Consider the following 24,114-nt stretch of genomic DNA (forward strand, 5'->3'; position numbering starts at 1 on the left):
ACGGCCTTAAGCCCCGCCTCCCGCTTGCCGGTTTGTCAGGCCAAGCGACGTGTATAACTCACTCAAACGCCGCGCCTCTAGCGTCAGAAGCCGGCCCGCCGCTGCACTATCGCCATATCCCCCCTCGATATATTCCTGCTGCAGCTGGCTTTTCCACTCAGGAGTGGCGGTAATTTGCCGCAGCGCATTGCTCCAGAAGCGGACTTGCGCCGGCGTCAGGCCCGGCGGGCCGATGACAATACGCCAACCGCTTACCACCACATCCACCCCCTGCTCACGCCAGGTAGGGACAGTTGCCAAGACCCCGCCTAATCTCGTCTCGGTTGCTGACGCCAGCGCCCGCAGGCGCCCCGCTTGAACATAAGGGACAAGACTGGAGGGCGTTGTGATAACCACATCGATATGCCCCCCCAGCGTGGCGGTCACCCCCTCCGCCGCCGAGCCAAAACTCACCGCTTTAATTTTATGAATATCGGCGCCGATAGCCTTTGCCAGCTCCATCGCGGCGGCGTAGTTTACGGTCCCTACGCCGCTGGACACCGAAAACGAAACGCTGGCGGGATCCTGCCGAAGTTTGGCGATAAGATCCTTACCCTCCTTAATAGGGGAATCGCTACGCACCGCAAAGAGGAAACGCTCGCTGAACAGCAGCGCCAGCGGTGTAAATTGCCGGTAATCGATAGGGCTGCGCCCCAGTAATTTGTTGGTAATGAAGGGAGTATTTACCACTTGGATGCGCTCGGCGTCGCCGGGCTGATTCAACAAAGCGTTCAACGCCAGAGAGTGGCCGCCGCCGGGGCGATTGACCACCTCGCTGCCGCCTGGAATTAATCCCGCGTGTTGTAGACCATCGTTCACCATTCTGGCGGTACGGTCCATCGACCCACCCGGGCCAACGCCCACCAGCACCTGTACGGGCTGTTGCGGCCGCCATTCATCGTTTTGCCCGGCATGCGCCGCCAGAAGAGGAATCGATAAGAAGAGTAACGGTAAACATCTACGCCACGCGATGCGCCGCCCCAATAAATCACTCGCCGTCATTATTTATTCCTTTCAATCCATTCATTAAGAAGCGCAGCTGGGTTAGCGGCAGCATGACTCTTCGCCGCCCTCATTTTGCCGACAGTAACATTCGATAAAAAATAAAAGAAATTCATTTTCTGGATAAGTTAATATGCAAAAAGCAAATAATTGCCTGACGCGTAAAAATGATGGCGCCGCGGTTGATTACGTCTCCTACAACAACCGCGGCAAAAAGGAATCACGTTGTAATAGCCTTTAAATACAGCTTATTAGCGTCATGTATTCCTCGTGCACGTGCTTTCAGCGGGACTGTCACAGTAACTGAAGCCACCTTTAGTACTTTAATCACTTATCTTATCTTCAAATATCATGATTAATTTTCATAATTTTAAGGTTCAATATCAGCCTATTTTATATTGAATACAGCTTGTATTCTGCCTTCGCAACATGGCGTATTCCAACGGTTGCAGCATAAAAGGAAAAACTATGGCCGATAGGCAAACCCTATCTGAAATATACCCGCGCACGGGGCAATTGGTCCGTTTTATACAACGGGCCCGCACCCTGGCATTCCCCCATCACGTTGTGCTGGAAGCAAAACGCGCCCTAATTGACTATTTGGGGGTGGCTATCGGGGCGGTAACCGACCCCGCCGTCAGCGCGGTGCGCCAGGTCGCGCTCGGTTGGCAAGCGGCCGGCCGCGCGCAGATTATCCTGGGCGGCCAAACTACGCCTGCGCTGGCGGCGCTGATCAATGGCACCATGGCCCATGCGGCAGATTTTGATGATACCCACCCTGGCGGCGCAGGACATCCCAGCGGCCCGTGCTGGTCGACGGCCTTGGCGCTGGGCCAGGCGCAAAATCTGACTGAGCAACAGGTGCTGGCCGCGTTTATCACCGGTTATGAAATCATGGCGCGCCTGGGCGGCGGCGGGACGCAGGGGATCGGCAGAAACCTGCAGCGCAGGGGATTTCACCCGACCGCCATCGCCGGCCGGGCGGGCGCGACCGCGGTGGCCGCCTCACTAAGCGGTCTGGACGAGACAGCGTCGGCGAATGCCCTCGGCGCAGCGGCGACGATGATGGGAGGATTAATGAAGTCCTCGGGGACGCACGGCAAACCCTTCCACGCCGGCAAAGCGGCTATGGACGGAATTATGGCGGCCGAGTTGGCGCAGTCGGGATTTATTGCCGCCCACCATTTTTATGAACCCGAGGGCTGGCTGAAATCCTTTATCCAGTCCGGTGATGTTGATGTGCCGCTTCTGGACCTTGGCGAAACCTGGGAATTGTCCTCCAACGGCTATAAGCGTTATGCCAGTTGCCGCGGCACCCATGCTGCCATCGAAACTGCCCAGGGATTATTTCCCGAGCTTAACGGCCGCCACATCGCCCATGTCCAAGCCTACGTTCACCCCATGTGTATGATCAACGCCGGTAACCCACGCCCCCGTACGCCGTTGGAAACCAAATTCAGCGTCCAGCACTGCATCGCCCTGGCGCTCTGCGGTTTCCCGCTGGGGGAACAAGACTTCACGGGCGGTAAAACCGCGGATCCTCAGGCCCGAGCATTGCTTAAAAAAGTGGTGGCGCAGGCGGTGGAAGGGCAAGCGCCTCATGAGTCGGTCATCGAAATAAGCTTTACCAACGGCGAGCAATTACGAGGGGAAACCAAAGTGGTCCGAGGCCATGCGCTCAATCCCCTCTCCCTTGATGAGTTACATGATAAGTTCTCTCGCCTGACGGTGCCGGCCCTGGGATCTGCGAACAGCGAACGGCTATTCCACACGGCAGCCAATTTTGAGCAACCCGGCGCGCTGCGTACCTTAACCGCGCTGCTGGTCGGGCGCCACTGATCCGGACCCGAGGAGATAAGGAAGCCTATGACTATCGCTTTGCAATTCGCCCGCAATATTCATCAATTTCATCAAAGAAGTTTACCCAAAGAGGCCTTTGAGCGGGCGCGTTACGCCATTATCGATACCCTTGGCGTTATGCTGGCCGGTAGCGTCCAGCCCGGGGCGCTAAAATTACGCGCGGTGATAGAACCCGCCGCTCCAGGGCAAAGCCGGGTTTTTGGTACGTCGCTACGCGTCAACGCTCTGGACGCCGCGTTGTTCAACGGTATTGCCGCACATATCCTGGATTTTGACGACTCGAACTCTCGTCTGCATGGCCATACCTCGGTCGCCATCCTGCCCGCGTTGTTGGCGTTGGGTGATGAACGCCAGGCGTCGCCGGCCGCCGTGGTGCGGGCCTACATTACCGGTTTCGAGGCCGCATCGCGCCTGGGCGATGCGGTCGGGCGTTACCAATATACCCATGGATGGCACCCGACTACCACCCTCGGCATATTCGCCGCGGTGGCAGCCTGTGCGGCGCTGCTGGAATTGAGCGAACATCAAACGGCCGTCGCACTGTCCATCGCCACGGCGCTGGCGTCAGGCATCAAGGCCAATTTCGGCAGCGAAACCAAACCGTTAGGGGTAGGCCAGGCCAATCGCAACGCCTTACTGGCGATCAAGCTCGCCCAGCAGGATTTCAGCGCGGGGAAATCGGCGTTCGAGCATCATCACGGCTATCTCTCTGTCTTTAACGCCGGAGCAGCACATTTTGATACCTCATTACTGGTGGCGCCCTGGACCGGCGAGCCTGTATTGTTGGCGCCGGTGATGGGTATCAAGCAAAAACGGTTTCCCTGCTGTTACGCCATTTTACCGCCGCTGGACGGCATTCTTGCCCTGCGCCATGAACATCGCCTGACGCCTGAGGAAATTGTGCGCGTGGCGGTCGGGGTGCACCCCATCAGGTTTCCGCATATCAACGTCCCGGCGCCAAAGGATCCCTTGGCCGCCAAATTCAGCCTGCATTACTGCACGGCGCGCGCGCTAGAAGAAGGCCGGTTGACGCTGGATGATTTCATTGATGAGACCCGCTTCAACCGGCCGGAGACGCATTGCCTCATGCGGCAGGTCTCATTGCACCCCTACCTTCACGATAATATCGGCGGCGCGGAGGTGATGATTGAGACCAAAGACGGTCGGCGTTTAACGACCTACATCGACAGTGCCCAGGGTTCCTCATACGAAAATCCGCTGCCGCCCGCGCTGAATAGAGATAAATTCTTACAGTGTGCATCGCTGGCGCTCGGCGACAGCGATGCTTTGGCCTTTTATCAACGGCTGAATCTGGGGGAACTGGCGTGATCCTGTAGGCTGAAGCACGGCGAGGGCATGCCACCCCGAAACAAAGCACAGCTAAGGATAAGCTCAACCCGTGCTAGCCTTGCGTTGCCGGCTTACCGCCCGCGCTGCCCACAGAGAACGAGGTTAACGCGTTAACGCATTCCATTCTTCATCATTCAGGCCAGTGGAATTTTGCACCACCGCACGTTCAACGCCACTGGCGATGAGCTGCCGTGCAATTTTGATTGAGGCATTCTTTTCACCTTTTTGAATGCCCTTTTGCAGGCCCTTTTGTAACCCCTTCGCTTCAAGCTGTTGTGCAATCGTCATGATGTCCTCCTGATAATCCGTTGCTTTCTCGGCCATCGCCCGCAGAAACTCTTCCGCGGCCGACGTCTCTCCCTGCATGACAATATAATAGACCAGACTGCGAAACTGGGCCGCCGATAGCGGCCAACGTTTAGACAACCTGGCGATGTCATTTACCATCTCCAGCACATCCCGCGTTCGGATATGCTTTTGCACCAACTCCAGCAGCGCCACGCGTCGGTGGGTCAGGATCTCATCATCCGGCATCGCCGTGATATCCACCAGCGGGAACGCCTGCATATACACCGATTCTGCCAGCTCAGGGTCGGCAAAGCAATCCAGCCAGCGCGTGGTGTACGGATAGGGCGACGTCCGCCCGTGGTAAAACAGCAGCGGCACCACCACCGGCAATTGTTCGTGCCCCTGATCAAGGTGCTGCTGCATCGCCGCCAGGCTGTAGCGAAGCATACGCTGCGGCATCAGCTTCTCAGGGCGCGACTGATGCTCTATCAGGCAGTAAATATACCCTTCCCCGCTCGCGGTTTTTACCGAGTACAGCATATCGGAAAGCTGGCTGCGTAAGTTCTCCTCGACAAAGCTGGCCGGCGCCATCGCCAGCGTCCGCAGATCGCATTGACGGCAAATTGTCGCCGGCAAGTGGACAGCCAAAAAATCTCGCGCCACGGTGATATCCCCGAGGAACCGTTTAAACAACGCGTCGTGCTGGCAAATAACCTGTGACATAGCGCCTCCCTGGCATAAGTCCGCCGCATCATCGCGTCAGTATTGCGAGCATCATGCTGTTTACATAAACCCCTGTTTGTAGTGTCCCTGATTTGCCCGCCATGAGGCAGGCATTCGCGGCGATGCTGCTCGCTTGTCAGTGTTTTCACCGCTGCGGTGACCAAAATCTTATTTTTTACGTGATGCCAAAGAGTAATCATTTCACTGCTCTCTTTTTAGGGGGCACCGGTTAGTGATAAGGTGATTTTCTTATGGCGCGACAAAGTCTCCTGGTTAACGGAATAGTTCACGCTATAACGGGGAGTATCAACGCTAAAGAAGTTGCCACCATAAAGTGTAATGAAAAAAGCACGGGCTCTTCACGGCGCTCAAAACGGCTTCAACGGCATTTCCCCCTTCGCTAAAGAATATCCTTATCCATTATCCCCTTATCTTATCAATTCTAAGTCTTATTATAAAAGTCTTTTTTCCAGCCAAAATTGATATTATCCCAATTAATTCATTGATAAATAATTCTCAGATAAAAAGTCTTGATGATACCGCCCCGGGCGGAGAAATACCTCTCGCAATAATATGTCATTAACGGCGCCCTACCATCATACGATAATATTCACTTTTCACTCTATCATCCCGCTATGCCGTGATGATGAGCAGGGACAAACCGCAGGGTAACGGTAATTTATTAAAGGGCAGATAGCTTACGTGATTACTAATAGATAAGACATTGGTTAGCCCTTTCACAACGGTGATTGCGTTCTGTCTTGCCCTCAAGCAGGAAGATTCTTTAATTGTCAACATCAAGGGCAAAGCAAGCCATGAAATGACTGATGAGTGCGATGTGTTAGTGAATATTCACTAAACACAAGGATCGTTATTTCAGTAGTATCTGCTTCTGTGGATTTGGCAGGATAGCAAAGCTAGAGGCAGGCCATCGGCCCTACACACGGCAAACGCCACCTAAAAAGAGTGACATTACGCATTCTCTGGGCAGCCCTCTAGCCTCTTTAGCGCGAATTCAAGGTCAAAATTTTGCGGATCGGTGCGAGGATTATCGTGCCCGTATGCGCAACGCATCCCGCTCAGTTTTGCCTGTACATCCACGTGCCGCCTGTACAATTCTTCAAATCGGCTCAGTGTGGTTATTTCACGTCCGCCATTGCTAATTTTTACAATTGAAATAACATTGCTAAAGTGCACGCCCCTGTTGTTATGCACTGGCTGGCGGGTCGAGGCTGACACGTTTTTTCTGCTGCCTGCATAGGGTTGCAATAATGCTGTAGACGCACAGTGGGTAGAAGTGTTGACGTTCATTTTTTCTCCGCTACAGTTTATCCTATTCGCTCGAGCAGATTATTTTCAGCACCCTAAACCTCTACGAGGCTCAGCCATAGGAAAGGTTATTTAATTTATTTACTTTCTGATAACGTCTGTTGCTGTTGCGCAATCATGCTTCTTAGCACATCGAGAACCATTGCGTTCATAAGACAATGAAATAACCTCCCTTTTTATCAAACAATGACCGTTTAGACGTTTTCCTCGCGTGTGCCCTCAAGCCAGGGCATGAAAATGCTATATCAGACGGCACCTATTTTAACTACTCTACTTATGGTTGCCGATATTTTTTCATTCACATGATAAAGAGAGTCCTGACGATCCGTTATTTTTCGTGAAATAAATTTTGCGTGTTTGCGAAGAGGATTGACATTAAACCATCATGATCTCGCCTGCCAGCCAATTAATGAATACTTGCCTACTGAATCGCTTAAACCTCGTAGTTATACCGTGATAAAAACAGCGTTTATTAGGCCGCCTGACCTTTTCCGCTGATTTACCCTACTTCTACCGGCCATCAGCATTTCCGGTCCCGCGCTAAGACAACGGCATCGATAACCTATTCGATGCGGAACAAATTTCATCCCGCGCGGTAACCCTACCGCGCGCTGACGCTGATGATTTGCAATCCCGCAGCGTAAACGCAACAGGGCCCATGCTGGCGCTAGCGGATACGGCGTATCCTTTCCTCACCACTGGGCGCTTTCGATTATGCCTGACACAACACGCCATCCTTTGCTAACGCCATCCCAAAGGATAGCCTTATGAACAGATCAACAATCAAGCCGATGGAGAGTGCTGACGCATTGTTAGCCTCCTCCTGCCGTCAATATGTTTCTCCACAACAGGGATAACATCACTCTCTGGCGAAAGGTGCCTCGCGTTGAAAATACTAAAATCGAACAGCGGTAAGATCAATAATCGGGAGAAGGCAGGGCCAAGCAGAGACGCTTTTCCCACCCAAGTCGCCCTTATCAGCGATATACACCCGACGAGTGATGACGATTATCACCTATTGTCTCGGTGCCTGGAGAATATCTGCCTGCATAAGCTTATTCGGCAGGTCGTCATCGTCGGCGGGTTGGCCGGCAAGCCGGCGCAAACACGACGGACGCGGCAGATTATCGATTCTGCTTTGGCGTCAAACCCGCGTTGTCATGCTGTGGTAATGCAGGGCAATCAGAGCGTCCGCGGGGGTAAAAATGCGCTTATCGAGCCCGATTTATTGCCTCCTTATGGCCGCTGCTCTCATACGGCGAAACCGCCCGTCTACCCCGAAACCCAGTGCGGAGACTATTGGCTTAACGGTTACCATTTTATTGTGCTCAATTCGGATCCTGGAGGGAGTGAACCTATGTCACTCTCAGCACAATCCCTGGACTGGCTGCAAAGGTGCCTGGCTTGGGATGCCCGTCTTGATAGGCCTATCTTTGTCATAATCCCTCAGGCGCTGAGTTTTACGCATCGGCAAACGGCATTCTGCGACATCTCGCGTTATCATCATGAGAGACTGAAAGATATTTTTGAACATTACCCGCAGTTAGTCGTGATAAGCGGGCATACGCACAACGGTTTTGGCACCATTGAAATAATGCAACGTTCCTTTGGCACGCTGGTGGAAGTCCCCTCACTGACCGCGACAGAGCAAGGGGAAGAACGGAAGGGCACAGGTTGGCTACTGAAGATAAACAGCGACAGTCTGATTTTTGAAGCTTGGGATTTTTATCGACATCAGCCGCTGGCGGCGTTTCACCACAAGGTGTCCTTACCCCAACTGCCGGCGTTAGTGAAGAAGATCGCCAACTGGCCGGATAACATCGCGCAATCGTGGCGCACACGAGCGGATCGTTTGCTGTATCGCGTATACCAAAATAACCTGCCGTTGCCAGGCCGCTCCGTTACCGCACAGAAAGGGTATCCCGGTGACAAACTCTATGATGCGGCTGTCTGGAAGACGATCGACGCGTTGCGCAAAGATATACTTAAGGGGGTAAATGGCGGCGAAAAGGTTGCTGTGCCAACTTGCGGACCCGGCATCACAGCATGCTTTAACCAAGACCAAGCCGAACTTATTTATGTGGAGCACGATGCCCCAAATTGGGACGATGAGGCACACCATGATTACAGCGGATATTATTTCAATCTTGGCGAAAGAGGCGGTTTTGCCGGCATCCAGCGTCAGAAGGACCCAATAATCGGCAATTTTTCTTCTCCCTGTCACGCGCTATGCATCATCGGCGAAGGAGCAACCGCTAGGTCCGTGACGGAAAACGCCGTTCAATTGGAATGGTCGGCGGAGAATACGCTTGCCACCCCCTTAGGCGGAAATGACACGGGGCGGCGAATCGCGCATCCGATGCCATGGCATGCCGATATTCGTTACGCTACCGTGATAAGGCGCTGGTACGTCGCCGGTGAACGGAGAACCCATCTGGCCATGTTCAGCTATGCCTTTGCAAATGGGACATGGACCCACTACTTCAGCGCCAGCGTCCCCGGCGCGGATATCTCTTTCAGCGGCTATCATGTTGTCGGCCTTTCGGACCGCTTTTCCGGTGACGAAGTCAACCACAGCGGACATGCCGTGCTGCATTTGCGTATGGATGCAAATGGCCAGTGGGAGCAGCCGGCCTATCATCGCCACAATGCCGCCGTGGCTCATCCCCCTTATCGCGCTGCGGCGCTCACGCCCCCTGAAGCCCATATTCAGCGCGCTGCCGGCGACGAATTGAATAATACGCACCCCTCTCAGGCGGTCTATCCTCGCCAATCCGCCGCCAAACCCACATCCATCGTCAAGCCCAAAATCATGGCGCTGGCGGCAAAATATGAAGATGGCATCTTAACGATAGAATGGCGCAATGATGAGAGCACATCACCACAGCTGCACTATCACGTAGAGGTTCGCCGCCAAGACCTGGAGGGAGAATTAATAGCGCGACAGAGCGCCATTATTCCGCAACAGCGTAAAGTGATATTTGACACATTGGCTCCTCTTCCAGCAGGAGAGTATTACTTCACACTTGTGATCACAAGCATCTTTAATACGCGTTCAGCGTTACATTACGATCATTTTACCTGCGACGGCCAGTATGGGTACGACATTGCAGCCCGCGGTGCCTTGTTGATGGGCACAGCGATGTAGCGTCATGGCTACGGTGAGCCAGGCCTGGCCAGGCCTTGCCTGGCGGGAGTGTTTTACCGCCTGTCTGTTAGTGGCAAAATCGTCACTTTCCGAGCGGAGTCACGGTGAACATAGGGGTAATATCCTTGACGGGTGTCGCCCTGCGCGTCGCAGCCGGCATCCATCCCCTTTACGTTGGCGGCGACAGCATAAAGTGGGTTGAGTCGGCGATGAGGTTCAGGTCGTGCTGTTCAGTGCAAGATCACACGACCTGGCTTACTCCCGCCGAGGCGGTTAGAGCGACGTTTCTTCTTGCGCCGCTTCCACTACCGCCTCAATCGCCGCGCCCGCGGCTTCTACGGCGGCCCCCGCCGCAACCGCAGCGACCGTCGCGGCAGCTTCAGCCGCGAGCACCGCGGCCGAGGCCACCTCCACCGCTCTCATCGTAGTGTGATCATTTTCCATCGATTCGATTGGCGTTAACGCTGGCGCCTTTTTTTCAGCCGGCTTTGTGCGCAGTTTTTCACAATTTAGTATTAAGAAGCCGGGAAACATGCCCAATAGACTTTTGGTGAAACACCAGGGATTAGTCATAACCGACCCGTCCGGCAGCACTATTTCAGCAAGGGGATTGTCAACCGCCGTTTGCTCGGGGATAGGGATCGATCTAGCCCTTTTCGTCGCTCTTACCCGAGCGGCGGTAGTGCGTCGATGGCGCGTTTTTTTCCTCACAGCCTCTTTTTCGGTCATGGCGCCGACGTTTTCAGAAGGTGTGTCCGTGGTGTGCCGCTGCGATTGATGAGGATGGTGACGCCTTGTTGCCATGTGTTTACCTCTCTGCAAGAAAGACATATAACGGCGGTAACACGTTCATTGCGCTATAAACCGTACTTCTCATTATGAACGTTAGCCTACCGCTGAAGAGTGAGGGGATAGTGAAAGCAAAGATTAGATATTTGCTTGTATAGCGAATGCTCGGCCAGGGCATTATTCCCGGCGTATAAAATGTGACGCGCGCGCATCAAGATTAATTTCTGCTGGAAATAGACACCGCCGGCGTAGGTCATTACGGCCAAAAGGGTCGCGGCGCCCGGCATTATTGCTTTCGCCAACGTCTTTTCAAGCATCGGTCACGCCGCTAATTTATTATCCATTGACGTTTTCCCCGCCAAGGGTCATAACGACAGGCCGCTTTTAATTCTCTTATTAGCGGCACGGCCAGCCAATCTGATGACCGAAAGAAACAAAACGCCTGGCCTGCGCCCTTGCAAGGAAAATAGCATAGCCCCACCCTGCTTTTGCAACAACCATTGGCTGGTTCGTTCTCGATTATATTGTTAAGCCTTTTTGAATAGCCAAGGTATGCTAATTTTACCTCATTATGTTTCGCCATCAGGGAATATAAATGCTCGGACAGAGCATGTTTGCGCAGACTTCCCCCCTTCGCGGTAGGGCCTGCACGCGGCGACTAGCGTTACGTCAACTCGTCACGCTACGGAGTGACAGGCAAGTGCCGCCAAAAAACATTGCTTTATTGCATTTATCTGACTAAAGTCAGGCAATGAACTATGAACATATTCAACTGATGCGCCGTTTCAACCGGATGCTCACCCTCCGGCTCGGCGTGCTTAACGACAATTACCTCAGCAGCGGCCGTCCGCTTGGTGAAGCGCGGCTGCTCTTCGAGATCGGCCCTGCCGGCGCCACGGTACGCGAATTGCGGCTGCGCATGGCGCTCGATTCCGGCTATCTCAGCCGCATGCTGCGTATACTTGAAACCGAAAAGCTCTTGATCCGTCGGCGGGACAGCCGGGATGGACGCGTACAGCGTGTCGAGTTAACCCCGTCGGGGTTGCAGGTATGGCAAGAACTTGACCAACGCTCAAACGAACGGATCGATTCGCTCCTAACGCCGCTCAGCGATCGCCAGCGTGGCCGGCTACTTATGGCGGTGGGAGAAGTGGAGCGCTACTTACGCGCGGCCGCGGTAACGATTGCCCCAGCCGATCCCGCTTCCCCCGAGGCGCAGGCCTGTATTCACGCTTATTTTCAGGAGCTTGCACAGCGCTTTACAGAAGGATTTGATCCCGCTCGCTCCGTCTCCGCCGAGCCGGAGGAACTCACGCCGCCGTCGGGTTATTTCCATATTGCCACTCTGGACAGCACACCGGTCGGCTGCGGGGGGGTGAAAATCGTCGACGGCGGCTATGGTGAAATCAAACGCATGTGGGTTGACCCCGCGGCGCGCGGTCTTGGCATTGCGCAGCGGCTGCTGGCGACGCTGGAAACGCAGGCCGCAGCGGCAGGGGTGCCGACCCTGCGGCTAGACACACATCGCAGCTTGACGGAAGCCTGCGCGCTCTATGCGCGCAATGGCTTCCGGGAAATCGCACCCTATAATACCAATCCTTATGCCCATCACTGGTTCGAGAAACAGCTGCCGCGGGACAGCCTCAGGTGCGCGCCCCGCCGGCAAACCGAAAACGACCCAGCGCGACCGCTACGATAATAACACGACGCTAATCAGCCTTTGATGGGGTATTGCCGCACATCGGGTACGGCGGTCGAACGAAGGCCGTACGATAGCAGGACGAGAATACGCAGCAATAACTATACCTCAGGCCGAGTAATGATCGTGGATTAAGGCCGTTCTCATCAATATTATGCCGCCACGGCGTCCGACCCATCGCGGTGTGTTTGCTGAAAAGCGGCGCTGACCACGTGGGTCAGCCTCCTTGTCCTCGGCGCCTGCGTGCGGCGCTCGGCGTGTCGTCCGCGTCGGGCGGAACGACAACCGACGAGGTAGCCGGCATCGCGGGCAATACGCTTGGCGCTCTGGCCGCCTGTGGCCATTCGGCCAGATAGTGATAAACGGCCAACTGGCCGCGGGTTTTGCGGCGGCGCCCGCGCGTCACGTAGCGATTGCTCATCGCCTGATCCACGACCCGCGCTTTCACCGTGTCGCTGAATAACAGGTCGAGCACCGCAATAACCTGCTGGCGGATATCGTTGTCCAGCAGTTCCACGCTGACCTCAATACGGTGATCGACATTACGCGTCATCCAGTCCGCCGACGAGATGAACACCCGCGGGTGCCCCTGGTTACCGAATAAATACACCCGATCATGTTCCAGAAAACGATCCAGGATACTTATTACCTTGATGTTTTCACTTACGCCAGGCACGCCAGGCACCAATGAGCACATCCCTCTGACCAGCAGGCAGACCGATACCCCAACGGCGGAAGCGGCATACAATTCCTCAATCAGCCCTTGATCGACCAAATTGTTCAATTTCAGCTTGATGTGACCCGCCGCGCCGGTTTTCGCCGCGGCCATTTCCGCATCGATCAGACGATATAGCCCCTTACGCATGTTCAGGGGCGCTACCAACAACCAGTGAAACGACACCGGCCTATAGGGATTTTCGATGAAATTAAATACCTGGCGAATTTCCCCGGTGATACGAGGATCTTTGGTCAGCAACGCATAATCGGTATATAACTTCGCGGTACTTTCATTAAAATTACCGGTGCCAATATGAGCGTAACGTACCAGTTTGCCCTCCTCCAGGCGGCTGATTAGGAACAGTTTGGAATGGATTTTAAGCCCTGGAATCGAAAAAATAACGTGTACGCCCGCATTCTTCAGCCGCCGCGACCACTCAATATTGGCCTCTTCATCAAATCGGGCCTGCAGTTCCACCACGACGGTGACTTTTTTGCCATTACAGGCGGCATGAATCATCGATTCGATGACCCGAGATTGTTTTGCCACCCGATAGATATTGATCCGGATGGCCAGCACATGCGGGTCAAATGACGCCTGGCGCAAGATCTCCAAGGTATGTTTGAACGTATGGTAAGGATAATACAATAGAATATCCCGGGCGCTGATGGCGTCAAACACATTGCGGTAACCAGCGAAATGCGGGTGAGCCAGCGCCGGCAGCGGTTTATTAATAAGCCGGCTCTTACCCATATGGGGAAACTTCAGAAAATCGCGAAAGTTATGATAACGCGCCCCGGCAATCACTGAATCGTGATCTTCTATGCCCAGTTTATCGAGCAACATAGCGAGCATGTCCGCCGGCATGTCGCGTTGATAACTCAGACGCACGGGTTCCGCCTTTAACCGTTGTTTTAGCCCAGAGGACATCAAATCTGGCAGGCTAGTATCCATTTCAAACGAAAGATCGAATTCCGCATCCCGAGTCATTTTCATCGACCAGGCATGAATATCGTCATAATCAAAAAACGGGTCAAAAATATCGTTAAGGCACAGTCTTATCACATTATCCAAAATGATAAGGGGCTTTCGCCGGCGTGAACCGCTGTCGGCGGGCAAGGTGATAAAACGCGGAGTCCTGTCTGATGGGATTTCCAGTAGGGCGTAATTTACCGCCTCGTCCCGCGTCATTTTCACCACCAGGTAGGTTGAATCGTCACGCAAGAAAGTGACCAAGTTGGTGTCCTGGTCGATAAGGATAGGCCTTACGAGCGGGCGCAGGGTTTGTTGAAAATAGTCCCGCAGCCAATGCTGCTGCGGTTCAGATAATTGGCGCTCATTGAGCAAAAAAATCTGGTTTCTAGCCAGTTCTCGCAGCAAATCATGGTAAAGACTATCGAATTTCTCGTTATTTTTCGCAATCTTATGTTTCACTTCAGCCAATAATCGTCGATAGCCTTCGTCTTTGCCCTGAGCAGCGCTGATAAGAAGATTTCGCCTCAGATCGGCAAAGCGGATCTTATAAAATTCATCACGGTTGCTGGAATAAATGCCGAGAAAACGAATTCGCTCGACCAAGGGATTAGTGACATCTTCAGCCTCTTGCAGGACGCGCTCATTAAAAGCGAGCCAGCTGAGTTCTTTATCCACATAACGCTCTGAATGCACAACGACCTCATAACACAGTAGGGCTAGAGGCAGTAATTATTGAGTTTTTATATGACGGTTGTGTGTCGGTTGTAGGGAAAAAAAGCGCGGGCGCGACATTTCTGTCATCTTAATGAAATGAAACGGACATATCGTTTAGACGGTATCAGCAAACAAAATGGTAAAAGAAACAATGACGCCTGTCCTGGTCTCATCCCTGGAAGAAGCAGAGCGGCTGTTGGCCGCAGGCTTGGTTAAACATGTTGAGCTGGGATTTGAACTCACCAGCGATGAATTTTTTCATTTCGCCTCATATTGGTGTGAACGAGGCGCCAAAATTAAAAAAAATCATCGGCATTTTGTCATCTCGCTTAAGAAATATACCCTCCCGCCGAATCAGACCTAATGACGCCCGCCTCGTCAGCCTTTATCGAGACAGCGGCTACCGAACCGGAAAAAATAAAGTGGACACAAATTGCGTCCACTTGCCAGAGCGAAACGTTAGCTTAACGGCCGCCACAGGGTCAGATAATCTTCTCCCCCCGGAGACCAGGAATCCGTGTAAGCGACATGACTTTGCAGACATTCCCAATCTTTGCCGCGATAGCTGACCTTATCGCCGCGAGTATAAGAGGTCATCAGTTTCCATTCCGGGTAATTCCCCGGCTGTCCCTCATCGTTGTCGTCGGTGGTCACCGTCAGCGTATTGCTCGGCGCAGAGACCTGGCCGGATACATCCCTAGCGATGACGTAGTAGCGATACGTGGTGCCGGCGGCAAGGCCGGTATCGTTATAGCTTAGCTGTGAAACCGGCAGGGTTATCAATGCCACGCCATCGCGATAGACAATGTAATTGCCCATCCGGTTAGCGTCGGCTGACGCCCCCCACATCAAGCTCACGCCGTCGGCGCTTACCCCCATACTGTGCAGATTTTTCGGCGCCGCCGGCGGAGAATCGGGCAAGGTTTGGCTCGACGTTGTCACCAGCAATGCCTGGCTCTGCGCGGATTCAACGCCCTGCGCATTCACCGCGCTTACGGCATAACTGTAGGGCGTATTTTCCGCCAGTCCGGTGTCAATAAAGCCCGGCTGAGTACCCGCATAAATACGGCTGCCGTCGCGATAAAGTCGATATTCACCGGCAGCCGGGGTGGTGCTATTCCACGCAAGGGTAATGGCATTACTGGTGATCTCCGTGGCGCGCAGTCCGTTAGGCGCAACGGGCGTAGTCTCGCCGTTATCGTCGCCGTTATCGTCGCCGTTATCATCACCGTCGACGAAATCCACATCGATGACCTGGTAGAACGCATTACCAGTATCCGCCACTTCCCATACGGCTAAAATGACGTGGTAGCCTGAACGCTGCGGCAGCATCACCTCATGTACCGTCGGTTCAGGCGGGGTAAGCGCCGTGCCATTGCTCCAGAACGGCTGCTCGGTCAGCTCGACTTTAAAAAAAGGCTGGGTGTCAAATTGGGCACGGCTTAACGGCGCGTTGGGATCCCAGTCCTGGCGGGTGATGAAATAATTCCAGCGCCGGGTGAGGTGCTTTGCACTGTAAGACCAGGAAAAGGTCAGCAGCTCACCGGCCACGACTTGATGTTTTTCCCAATGGGTGCCGGGCTCATCCAGGAATTCGCCATTACCCTGGTTGGCGCTGGCAATTTTGCCGTCCGGCGGCGGTACCATATTATTGACGTCCGTTGGCGCGACGGGATCGGAAAGACCCGCGGCAACGGCGGGAAAAAATTTACCCGCTTCGCGCTGGTTTAATTGCCCCGAATCCAGTTTTCCCTGTTGCCAGGCGAAATAAGCACGCGAGGCAGGGGTAGGAACATGCCCATGGCGTACCGCCGGCTGAGCGGCATATTTACTCACGCTGAGTTTTTTTGACATTATTAAATCCGCCTCCTTGGCGTGGTTGTTTTAAACGACTGACGGTAAGGTGGAATAGCATTCACCCTTGCCGCGCTTGCGCATAACGCCCTTGTTTTTCGTCAACAAAAAAAGAAGTTATGTGCAATTGAATAAAGCAATGACAATTTATTTCATAATTAATGATGAACGCCATGAAAGACGTTTGTGCCGTAAGTTGACAAACAATTGGGCGGATGATGACGTCTGGCGGCAGATAATAGCGGGCCTATAAATATGCCGCATGGTTGTCAAGGGTTCATGGCTCATGGCTCATGGCTCATGGCTCATGAAGCAGCGTGGCATGGGCGCGGGAAGCAAAAGCCTGGCGGCTAAAGAAAAGTTAAACGGAACCACAACGAAACATACATGCTAATGATAATCGTTATCATTAGCATTTACATAATGTCGACCACCCCTTATGCTAGCGCCTGTTTGCAATCTGCCCCGTTAAACGCCTTCAAGGAAATCGCTACTTTATGAAAAACAAAGCAAAAATAATGGTCTCCGCCGTAACGTTATCGCTGCTGCTGACCTCGTTATCGTCCGCCGCTGCGGATAAATTCAAAGTCGTCACTACCTTTACCGTCATTGCGGATATGGCAAGAAACGTCGCCGGTGATGCGGCTGACATCGAATCCATCACCAAGCCCGGGGCGGAAATACATGAATACCAACCCACGCCGGGCGATATTCAGCGTACCCAGGGAGCTCAATTATTGCTATCGAATGGACTCGATCTGGAACGTTGGTTCGAGAAATTTTATCAGCAGCTGCATGATGTGCCCGACGTTGTCGTCTCGCAGGGGGTAGTTCCCATCGGGATCGTCGAGGGCCCCTATAGCGGTTTACCCAATCCGCACGCCTGGATGTCTCCCGATAATGCCATTATCTACGTCAATAACATTCGTGATGCGCTAGTGAAATACGATCCCGCTCACAGCCAAACTTATCAGCAAAATGCGGAACTCTATAAGCATAAAATCACCGCCGAAATCGCCCCGGTCAAAGAAAAGCTGGCGCAAATTCCTGACTCGCAACGCTGGCTGGTGACCAGTGAAGGCGCGTTTTCCTACCTCGCCCGCGACTTTGGCTTGAAAGAGCTGTATCTCTGGCCGGTCAATTCCGATCAAGAAGGCACCCCGCAGCAAATTCGCAAAGTCGTCGATACCGTCAAAAAGTACCAGATCCCCGCGGTGTTCAGCGAGAGCACCGTTTCCGATAAACCGGCGCGTGAAGTGGCCCGCGAAACCGGCGCACATTATGGCGGCGTATTGTATGTGGATTCATTAAGCGAGCCCACAGGTCCGACCCCCACTTATCTTGACCTGCTGCGCGTCACGGCAGATACCGTGGCGGAAGGCATGACCGCCGGGGTTAAGCATGACTAACCGCATCGATGCCGCACTCACCGTTTCGCCCGCCGGCGAAACGGCACTTGACGTCCGCCGAGCGACCGTGATTTACCGTAACGGCCATCTGGCATTGAAACAGGCGACATTTGCCATCCCACGCGGGGTCATCGCCGGGCTGGTGGGCGTTAACGGCTCCGGCAAGTCGACTTTATTCAAATCGATCATGGGATTTATCACCTTGGCCAGCGGCGAAATTACCGTCATGGGGCATCCCCCCGCTAAGGCGTTGAAACGTCATCTCGTCTCCTACGTTCCCCAATCGGAAGAAGTGGATTGGAACTTCCCCGTTCTGGCGGAGGACGTGGTGATGATGGGACGCTACGGCCATATGGGGATGATGCGCATCCCGCGTCAGGCGGACAAAGATGCCGTGGAATGCGCCCTGGAGCGTGTCGCTATGGGCGGGCTGCGAAAGCGGCAGATCGGCGAGCTCTCCGGCGGCCAGCGGAAACGGGTATTTCTGGCGCGCGCCATCGCCCAGGATGGTCAATTGATCTTATTGGATGAACCCTTTACAGGCGTGGACCTGAAGACCGAAAAACAGATCGTCACCCTATTGCGCGGACTGCGCGATGAGGGCCGGACCATCTTGGTCTCGACTCATAATCTCGGCTCGGTACCGACGTTTTGCGACATGACCGTCCTGGTGAAAGGAACCGTGATGGCCTGCGGACCGACGCAGGAGATCTTTACCCGGACCAATATCGAGCGCGCCTTTGATGGCGCGCTTCATCAGCTCTCCTGGGACGATAATGTGTTGGCGCCAGAGGCCGGCTGAGGACAGTTATGCTTGACGTACTACTTGAGCCCTTTACCTATGACTATATGTGCAATGCGATGTGGGTTTCCGCATTGGTGGGGGGCGTTTGCGCCTTTCTTTCTTGTTATCTGATGCTGAAGGGTTGGTCCCTGATGGGGGATGCGCTATCGCATTCAATTGTTCCAGGCGTCGCCGGCGCCAAGATGTTGGGGTTGCCGTTATCGGCCGGCGCCTTTTTATCGGGGGGTCTGGCCGCCTCGGCCATGCTATTCATCAATCAACGCACCAAGCTGAAAGAGGATGTCATTATCGGGTTGACGTTCTCATCTTTCTTCGCCTTCGGGCTATTTATGCTGTCGCTGCGGCCCGCCGCGATGAATATCGAGACGATCATGCTGGGCAATTTGTTGGTGATTGCGCCGTCCGATATTATGCAATTGGCGCTCATCGGCTGTATCTCGCTGGCCATTTTGCTGGTGAAGTGGAAAGATCTGATGGTGGTATTCTTTGATGAAAACCATGCGCGTTCCGTCGGGATTAATCCGGTGGGGCTGAAGTGTTTGTTCTTCACTCTGCTGGCCGCTTCGACGGTCGCCGCGCTCCAGACGGTCGGCGCCTTTCTGGTAATTTGCATGATAGTGACGCCCGGCGCCACCGCCTGGCTGCTGACCGATCGTTTCCCTCGTTTGCTGATGGTGTCGGTGCCTATGGGCGCGCTAACCAGTTTCGTGGGCGCATACAGCAGTTACTTTCTTGACGGCGCTACCGGCGGGTTGATCGTTTCGCTGCAAACCCTCCTCTTTTTGCTGGCATTCGTTTTGGCGCCGCGGCACGGCTTATTAGCCTCCCGTAAACGCGCTCGCACCGAGTTAAGGAAAAAAGGATGAGCCTGACAGACACTTTGCTGATGCCCTTTCATTTTGCTTTCATGAATAATGCGTTCTTGATTGTGCTTCTTATCGCCGTTCCCGCCTCACTGCTGTCGTGCCTGATGGTATTAAAAGGGTGGGCGCTGATGGGGGACGCCATGAGTCATGCGGTATTTCCGGGCGTCATCATCGCCTATATGATCGGGCTTCCACTGGCGGTTGGCGCTTTCGTGGCCGGTCTGGTTTGCGCCATGACGACCGGCTTTTTGAAAAACAATAGTCGCATTAAGCACGACACGCTGATGGGGATCGTGTTTTCCGGTATGTTTGGCGTCGGGCTGGTGATGTATGTCAAAGTGCAGTCCACGCTCCATTTGCAGCATATTTTGTTTGGCGACATGCTGGGAATTGGCGCGGATGATCTCATCGAGGCGGCGGTCATTTCCGCCGCTACGGTGCTGTTCATCGCCGTAAAATGGAAAGATCTGCTGCTGCAAACCTTTGACGCGGTGCAAGCCAAAGCCTCCAGCCTTAATGTGCGCCTATTGCACTACGGCCTGCTCTGCTTCCTTGCCTTGACAATCGTAGCAGCGCTTAAAGCGGTCGGGATCATTTTGTCCGTCTCGTTATTGATTGCTCCAGGGGCCATAGCTTTCCTTATCACCAAAAAATTCTGGTCGATGATGCTGGCTTCCGTGGCCATCGCCGTCGCCGGCGGCTTTTTGGGGGTGTACGTTTCTTTCTTCCTGGATAGCTCGCCGGGGGCGACCATCGTATTGTTCTTCACCCTGATGTTTGCCGCGGTCTTCCTTATCAAGGGGGTGCATAGTTACCGTGTCCGCTATGCGGCCTAACACCCACCGGGCACGGCCCTGCCGAAAACGGCGCGGCCGTACCCACCAGTGACCCTGCCGGCAACGTCGGGGTCATGCCCTTTAATGGCCCTGCCGGCAACGGCGGGGTCATGCCCTTTAATGGCCCCGCCGGCAACGGCGGGGTCACGCCCCTCAATGGCCCTGCCGGCAACGGCGGGGCAATATGCGTTACAATGACCCTGCTGGTAACGGTAGGGCGATGTGGATTTCAGTTACTTCCTATTCAGGCCGCCACCGGCTTTGCAGATAGTCCACCGCGGCGGCGGTCTGCGGCCGGCTAAGATAGGCTTCGCTGAACAGAATAGTTCCGTTGACCTCGGGTAAGGCGTCGTTAATATCCAGCTGTTTTTTTAACTCCGCTACCCCGCCCTCCACGCCCCAATCCGGTTCGACTTTCGTGGGACTGCCTATTTTATAAAGCGCGACGCCTATATACAGCTTGGTGTGGGTAGGGCGTACGACCTCCGACCACCAGTTTGCCAACACATCATACCGGACTATCTGCCGCGCCACCGGCCAATACAGCTGTGGAGCGATGTAGTCCAGCAGGCCCAGCCGTACCCACTGCCGGGTATCCGCGTAAGCAGTATCATAGGCAGGCCCCCCGGCTTGGGTAGCCGAACCGCGGGGATCATCCGCCGCATTGCGCCAGACGCCGGCAGGGCTGATGCCAAAGGCAACGTGCGCGTTAAGGGATTTTACTGCCTGGGAGACCTGCTGAATCATCAGTAAGGTATTGTGGCGCCGCCAATCGGCTTTATCGCTAAAATCCTGTCCATACAGCCGGTAAGTGGCATCATCATCCAGGCGGGAATCGGGGGTTTCGTAGTAAAAATAATCGTCGAACTGCACCCCATCCACCGGGTAATTTTTGACCAATTCAGTGACAACGCTGACGACCCAATTGCGCACCTCGGGCAGGCCGGGGTCCAGAACGTAGCGGCCGCTGGCGATACGTATCCAGTCAGGATGGAGCGCATAAACGCTGGCGGGTGATGTTCTTAGCGTGGCATTCAGCGCGGCGGCGGTTTCTGGCCGGGTATTCAGGGTAACCCGGTAAGGATTGAGCCAGGCGTGCACTTTCAGACCTCTTTTATGCGCTTGTGCAAGCATAAACGCCAGCGGATCATAGCCCGGATCCCGGCCAACCGTTCCCGTGAGGACTTCCGACCAGGGTAATAGTTCGGAACGATAAAGCGCGTTACCATCAGGCTTGACCTGAAAAAAAACCGTGTTAACCCCGATCTTGACCAGATTGTCCAACTTGGCCGTCAGCGCGTTTTGCTGCTGTCGAATGCGCTCTGCGTCATTGGGCGCATCAAGCGTCGAGGGCCCGGGCCAATCAAGCCCGTACAGGGTCGTCCACCAGACGCCGCGCATTTCCGACGCCTGAGGTTTGCTGGTTAACGGCGGCAGGCGCTCCGCCGCACGTTTATTGCTACAGCCGACCAGTAACCCCAGCCATACGAGGATTATCAGCCAACGTACCATTCCTTTGTCACTCCGCACTATTGTCTCCCTGATTCAAAGCATGAATGTCATTCATCATGAGATTGGCCGCGATAAACGCGGCGGCAGCCATTCCGTTATTGTTACCAGCTAAGCCCAAACCCGCGGGGGTAAGCCAGGGTACCGCTATTGGTCTTTACATCATAATGATGCCAAGTATTGACCGGCAGTTTCCCTTGCGGCGAACGCTGACCGATGAGCACTTCAGCCAGCGAGATCATGGCATGGCTGCCCCAAACGCCGTTGTCATAGCCATAATAGGAGTAAGAGGCAACGGCTGCGTCCACCTCCTCGGCGAAGTTCACAATGTCGTAAGGCGCCCGCAGGGATAAATGGAGACGTATTTTCCCCTGCGCCGCCGCGAAGCGCAGCCAGGCAAGGTAGCGATCGCTGGTCTCATCGGGTTGGGGTTTATACGGCGACGCCGCACTCTCCACCGGCGAAAAGGCGGTAGAGAGCGTACCGAGCATAAAAACGTCGCAGCGCGCGATGCGCGCTTTGATCTCCGCCTCCGTCAGGTTTGTCTCCTTCGCCGCCTCCACCGTACGATACCCTTCTTGTGCCATTACCGCCGCAATGCCCTGGGCCTGCTCAGCCCACGGCGTCAGCACAAAAAAGCGTTGGGTTTTGTCCTTTAAAGGCAGCGTCGATTGCTGATTGATGACGACGGTAATCGCCCGATCGCTGATGCGCTTTTCCAGCGCCTGTCCATCGGCGGCAGGCTGCGGCGCCCTTTTCTTTCCCTTTTCCAGCAGGTGATAGCGCCGCTTTAGCGTTAAGATCCTCGCAACGGAGGCATCAATGTCTTCCTCTTTGATAACCCCTTGTTTTACCTTTTGCGCCATCAGCGCAATCAGTTGCGACAGGCGTTGAGCCTCGGCAGGCGCAGCGACGCTGACCGGCATGAGGGCGATATCAACACCGGCGGTAAACACACGTTCAAGGGCGTCATCCGGGTTAAAATGATCGGTTATGGCGCCCATATCCAGCGCATCCGACAATGTCACGCCGGTGAAACCCAATTGGTTACGCAGGATGTCGGTCTGGATGCAACGTGACATCGTGGCGGGCACGGTAATATCCACGCCGTTACGGTTACGCACCCGGGTGTCGTCCAATGCAGGGTATTGGATATGCGCCGTCATGATCATCTCCGGCGGCGTATCACTGGCGATGGCGTGCTGATAAGGTGCAATATCGATTGCGAACGCCTCCTGGCGGTCACGGTCAACCCGCGGCAGGGCGGTATGCGAATCGGTCGACGTAGCGCCATGGCCCGGAAAGTGCTTGTAAACGGTAATCATTTGCTGCTGGTGCATGCCCGCGCGAATGCTTTCCGCCAGCGAGATAACGGTTGTAACGTCATCGCTGAAACTACGGACATTGATAACAGGGTTAAACGGATTAGTATTGACATCAACCACCGTCGCAAAATTGACATTGATCGATAACGCCCGCAGATCGTTTGCCATATGTTGCGCCTGTTCGCGGGCAAGTTCCTTATCGGCGCCGCCCAGCCAGGCTGCCGCCAAGGCCATATTACCGGGAAAGGCAACGTATTCACTGCGGGGAAGGCGAAATACGTTTCCACCTTCATTATCCGTACCGATAAATAAATGAATATCGCCGCCGGTATGAATTCCCGCATACCAGTCCGTCAGCGTCTGTATTTGTGCTTTATTTTGTAAATTGTTGGCAAAGAGGATTACGCCGCCGATACCGTTATCGCGAATTATCTTTGCTATGGCTTCGTCTGGAGCAATCATGTCCCGCTTACCGTTGCCGTTGGCATCCCAATAACGGAAATCAAGCATGATTTTTTGACCGATTTTTTCCTCCAGGGTCATTGCGCCGATTTTCTGTTTAATGTCCATTTATGCGCTCCTCATTAAGTTACACGGCATGCTAAGCAAAAAGAGAATGTCGTTTAAAATACACCCCCGCAGGGTCATTACGTAAGTGTATTGCTTTCGGATGCATAAGGTTTATTTTAAATTAAACAGCCAATCAACGATTTCTGAAAATATAGCTGAATAAGTGAATTAATTGCATGATTGATTCATCCTCCTGGCGCCAATTAGCTGTGGTTATATCGCCGGCATAACGGTATGGCGCTTCGACTTGGCAACACCGCAAAGGAGCGCTAGATGCCGCTGACGGCCGCGGCGCGACAGGTGGGT

At 54.2% G+C, this 24,114-nt stretch carries 16 protein-coding genes and 1 pseudogene; 9 read left to right on the forward strand and 8 right to left on the reverse strand.

The genetic code is table 11. The annotated features are described in order from the left end of the window. Window positions 1-6 precede the first annotated feature (6 nt). Window positions 7-1,041, reverse strand: coding sequence for a tripartite tricarboxylate transporter substrate binding protein (locus SANT_RS22355; RefSeq protein WP_025424454.1), 1,035 nt, complete (start codon window positions 1,039-1,041; stop codon window positions 7-9). Between the two features lie 468 nt (window positions 1,042-1,509). Here SANT_RS22355 and SANT_RS22360 point away from each other — a divergent pair, with 468 nt between their 5' ends. Further along, window positions 1,510-2,880, forward strand: a complete 1,371-nt coding sequence (locus SANT_RS22360; protein WP_025424455.1) for an MmgE/PrpD family protein — start codon at window positions 1,510-1,512, stop codon at window positions 2,878-2,880. Window positions 2,881-2,907: 27 nt separating this feature from the next. Continuing rightward, entirely contained in the window at window positions 2,908-4,230 is a 1,323-nt protein-coding gene (locus SANT_RS22365) for an MmgE/PrpD family protein (RefSeq protein WP_025424456.1), read from the forward strand. Window positions 4,231-4,353: 123 nt separating this feature from the next. Here the strand turns inward: SANT_RS22365 and SANT_RS22370 are convergent, their stop codons facing one another. Further along, complete coding sequence (locus tag SANT_RS22370; RefSeq protein WP_025424457.1) at window positions 4,354-5,262, reverse strand: Rpn family recombination-promoting nuclease/putative transposase; 909 nt, start codon at window positions 5,260-5,262, stop codon at window positions 4,354-4,356. Window positions 5,263-6,234: 972 nt separating this feature from the next. Continuing rightward, on the reverse strand, window positions 6,235-6,573 hold the full coding sequence (locus SANT_RS24420; RefSeq protein ID WP_148296389.1) for a hypothetical protein: 339 nt from the start codon (window positions 6,571-6,573) through the stop codon (window positions 6,235-6,237). Between the two features lie 904 nt (window positions 6,574-7,477). Between SANT_RS24420 and SANT_RS22375 the strand changes: the two genes are divergently transcribed. Beyond that, entirely contained in the window at window positions 7,478-9,739 is a 2,262-nt protein-coding gene (locus tag SANT_RS22375) for a metallophosphoesterase family protein (RefSeq protein ID WP_025424458.1), read from the forward strand. A gap of 273 nt (window positions 9,740-10,012) precedes the next feature. On the opposite strand, the gene SANT_RS22380 is transcribed toward SANT_RS22375, so the two are convergent. Next, the gene (locus tag SANT_RS22380) at window positions 10,013-10,468 is read right to left on the reverse strand and encodes a hypothetical protein (RefSeq protein WP_025424459.1); all 456 of its coding nucleotides are present in this window, start codon (window positions 10,466-10,468) and stop codon (window positions 10,013-10,015) included. 811 nt (window positions 10,469-11,279) lie between these two features. Between SANT_RS22380 and SANT_RS22390 the strand changes: the two genes are divergently transcribed. Further along, window positions 11,280-12,227, forward strand: coding sequence for a bifunctional helix-turn-helix transcriptional regulator/GNAT family N-acetyltransferase (locus SANT_RS22390; protein WP_025424461.1), 948 nt, complete (start codon window positions 11,280-11,282; stop codon window positions 12,225-12,227). 331 nt (window positions 12,228-12,558) lie between these two features. Here SANT_RS22390 and ppk1 read toward each other — a convergent pair. Then, window positions 12,559-14,613: pseudogene (gene ppk1, locus SANT_RS22395) on the reverse strand (polyphosphate kinase 1); the annotation flags it as partial. A 157-nt stretch (window positions 14,614-14,770) separates the two neighbouring features. Here ppk1 and SANT_RS22400 point away from each other — a divergent pair. Beyond that, window positions 14,771-14,998, forward strand: coding sequence for a hypothetical protein (locus SANT_RS22400; RefSeq protein WP_237234708.1), 228 nt, complete (start codon window positions 14,771-14,773; stop codon window positions 14,996-14,998). Window positions 14,999-15,093: 95 nt separating this feature from the next. Here SANT_RS22400 and SANT_RS22405 read toward each other — a convergent pair whose 3' ends face one another. Then, window positions 15,094-16,488 carry a lytic polysaccharide monooxygenase gene (locus SANT_RS22405; protein WP_025424464.1) on the reverse strand — a complete coding sequence of 465 codons (1,395 nt, stop codon included), beginning with the start codon at window positions 16,486-16,488 and terminating at the stop codon, window positions 15,094-15,096. Between the two features lie 518 nt (window positions 16,489-17,006). On the opposite strand from SANT_RS22405, the gene SANT_RS22410 reads away from it, so the two are divergent. Genes SANT_RS22410 through SANT_RS22425 form a run of 4 tightly spaced genes read left to right on the forward strand, consistent with a single transcriptional unit; the run spans window position 17,007 to window position 20,404 of the window. Further along, window positions 17,007-17,897, forward strand: a complete 891-nt coding sequence (locus SANT_RS22410; RefSeq protein ID WP_162149620.1) for a metal ABC transporter substrate-binding protein — start codon at window positions 17,007-17,009, stop codon at window positions 17,895-17,897. Then, the gene (locus SANT_RS22415; RefSeq protein WP_025424466.1) at window positions 17,890-18,699 is read left to right on the forward strand and encodes a manganese/iron ABC transporter ATP-binding protein; all 810 of its coding nucleotides are present in this window, start codon (window positions 17,890-17,892) and stop codon (window positions 18,697-18,699) included. Before SANT_RS22410 ends, SANT_RS22415 begins: the two co-directional genes overlap by 8 nt. An 8-nt stretch (window positions 18,700-18,707) precedes the next feature. Continuing rightward, window positions 18,708-19,568, forward strand: coding sequence for a metal ABC transporter permease (locus SANT_RS22420; RefSeq protein WP_025424467.1), 861 nt, complete (start codon window positions 18,708-18,710; stop codon window positions 19,566-19,568). Then, window positions 19,565-20,404 (forward strand): metal ABC transporter permease, encoded by an 840-nt coding sequence (locus SANT_RS22425; protein WP_025424468.1) that lies wholly within the window; start codon window positions 19,565-19,567, stop codon window positions 20,402-20,404. The genes SANT_RS22420 and SANT_RS22425 overlap by 4 nt, the downstream gene beginning before the upstream one ends. A gap of 240 nt (window positions 20,405-20,644) precedes the next feature. Here the strand turns inward: SANT_RS22425 and SANT_RS22430 are convergent, their stop codons facing one another. Together SANT_RS22430 and SANT_RS22435 are read right to left on the reverse strand one after the other, a co-directional pair. Beyond that, complete coding sequence (locus SANT_RS22430) at window positions 20,645-21,916, reverse strand: glycoside hydrolase family 10 protein (RefSeq protein ID WP_148296394.1); 1,272 nt, start codon at window positions 21,914-21,916, stop codon at window positions 20,645-20,647. 101 nt (window positions 21,917-22,017) lie between these two features. Beyond that, a complete protein-coding gene (locus SANT_RS22435) occupies window positions 22,018-23,808 on the reverse strand; it encodes a glycoside hydrolase family 3 protein (RefSeq protein ID WP_025424470.1) in 1,791 nt (596 codons plus the stop codon). Between the last annotated feature and the right edge of the window lie 306 nt (window positions 23,809-24,114).

Source organism: Sodalis praecaptivus (assembly GCF_000517425.1).
Taxonomy (GTDB): Bacteria; Pseudomonadota; Gammaproteobacteria; order Enterobacterales; family Enterobacteriaceae; genus Sodalis_A; species Sodalis_A praecaptivus.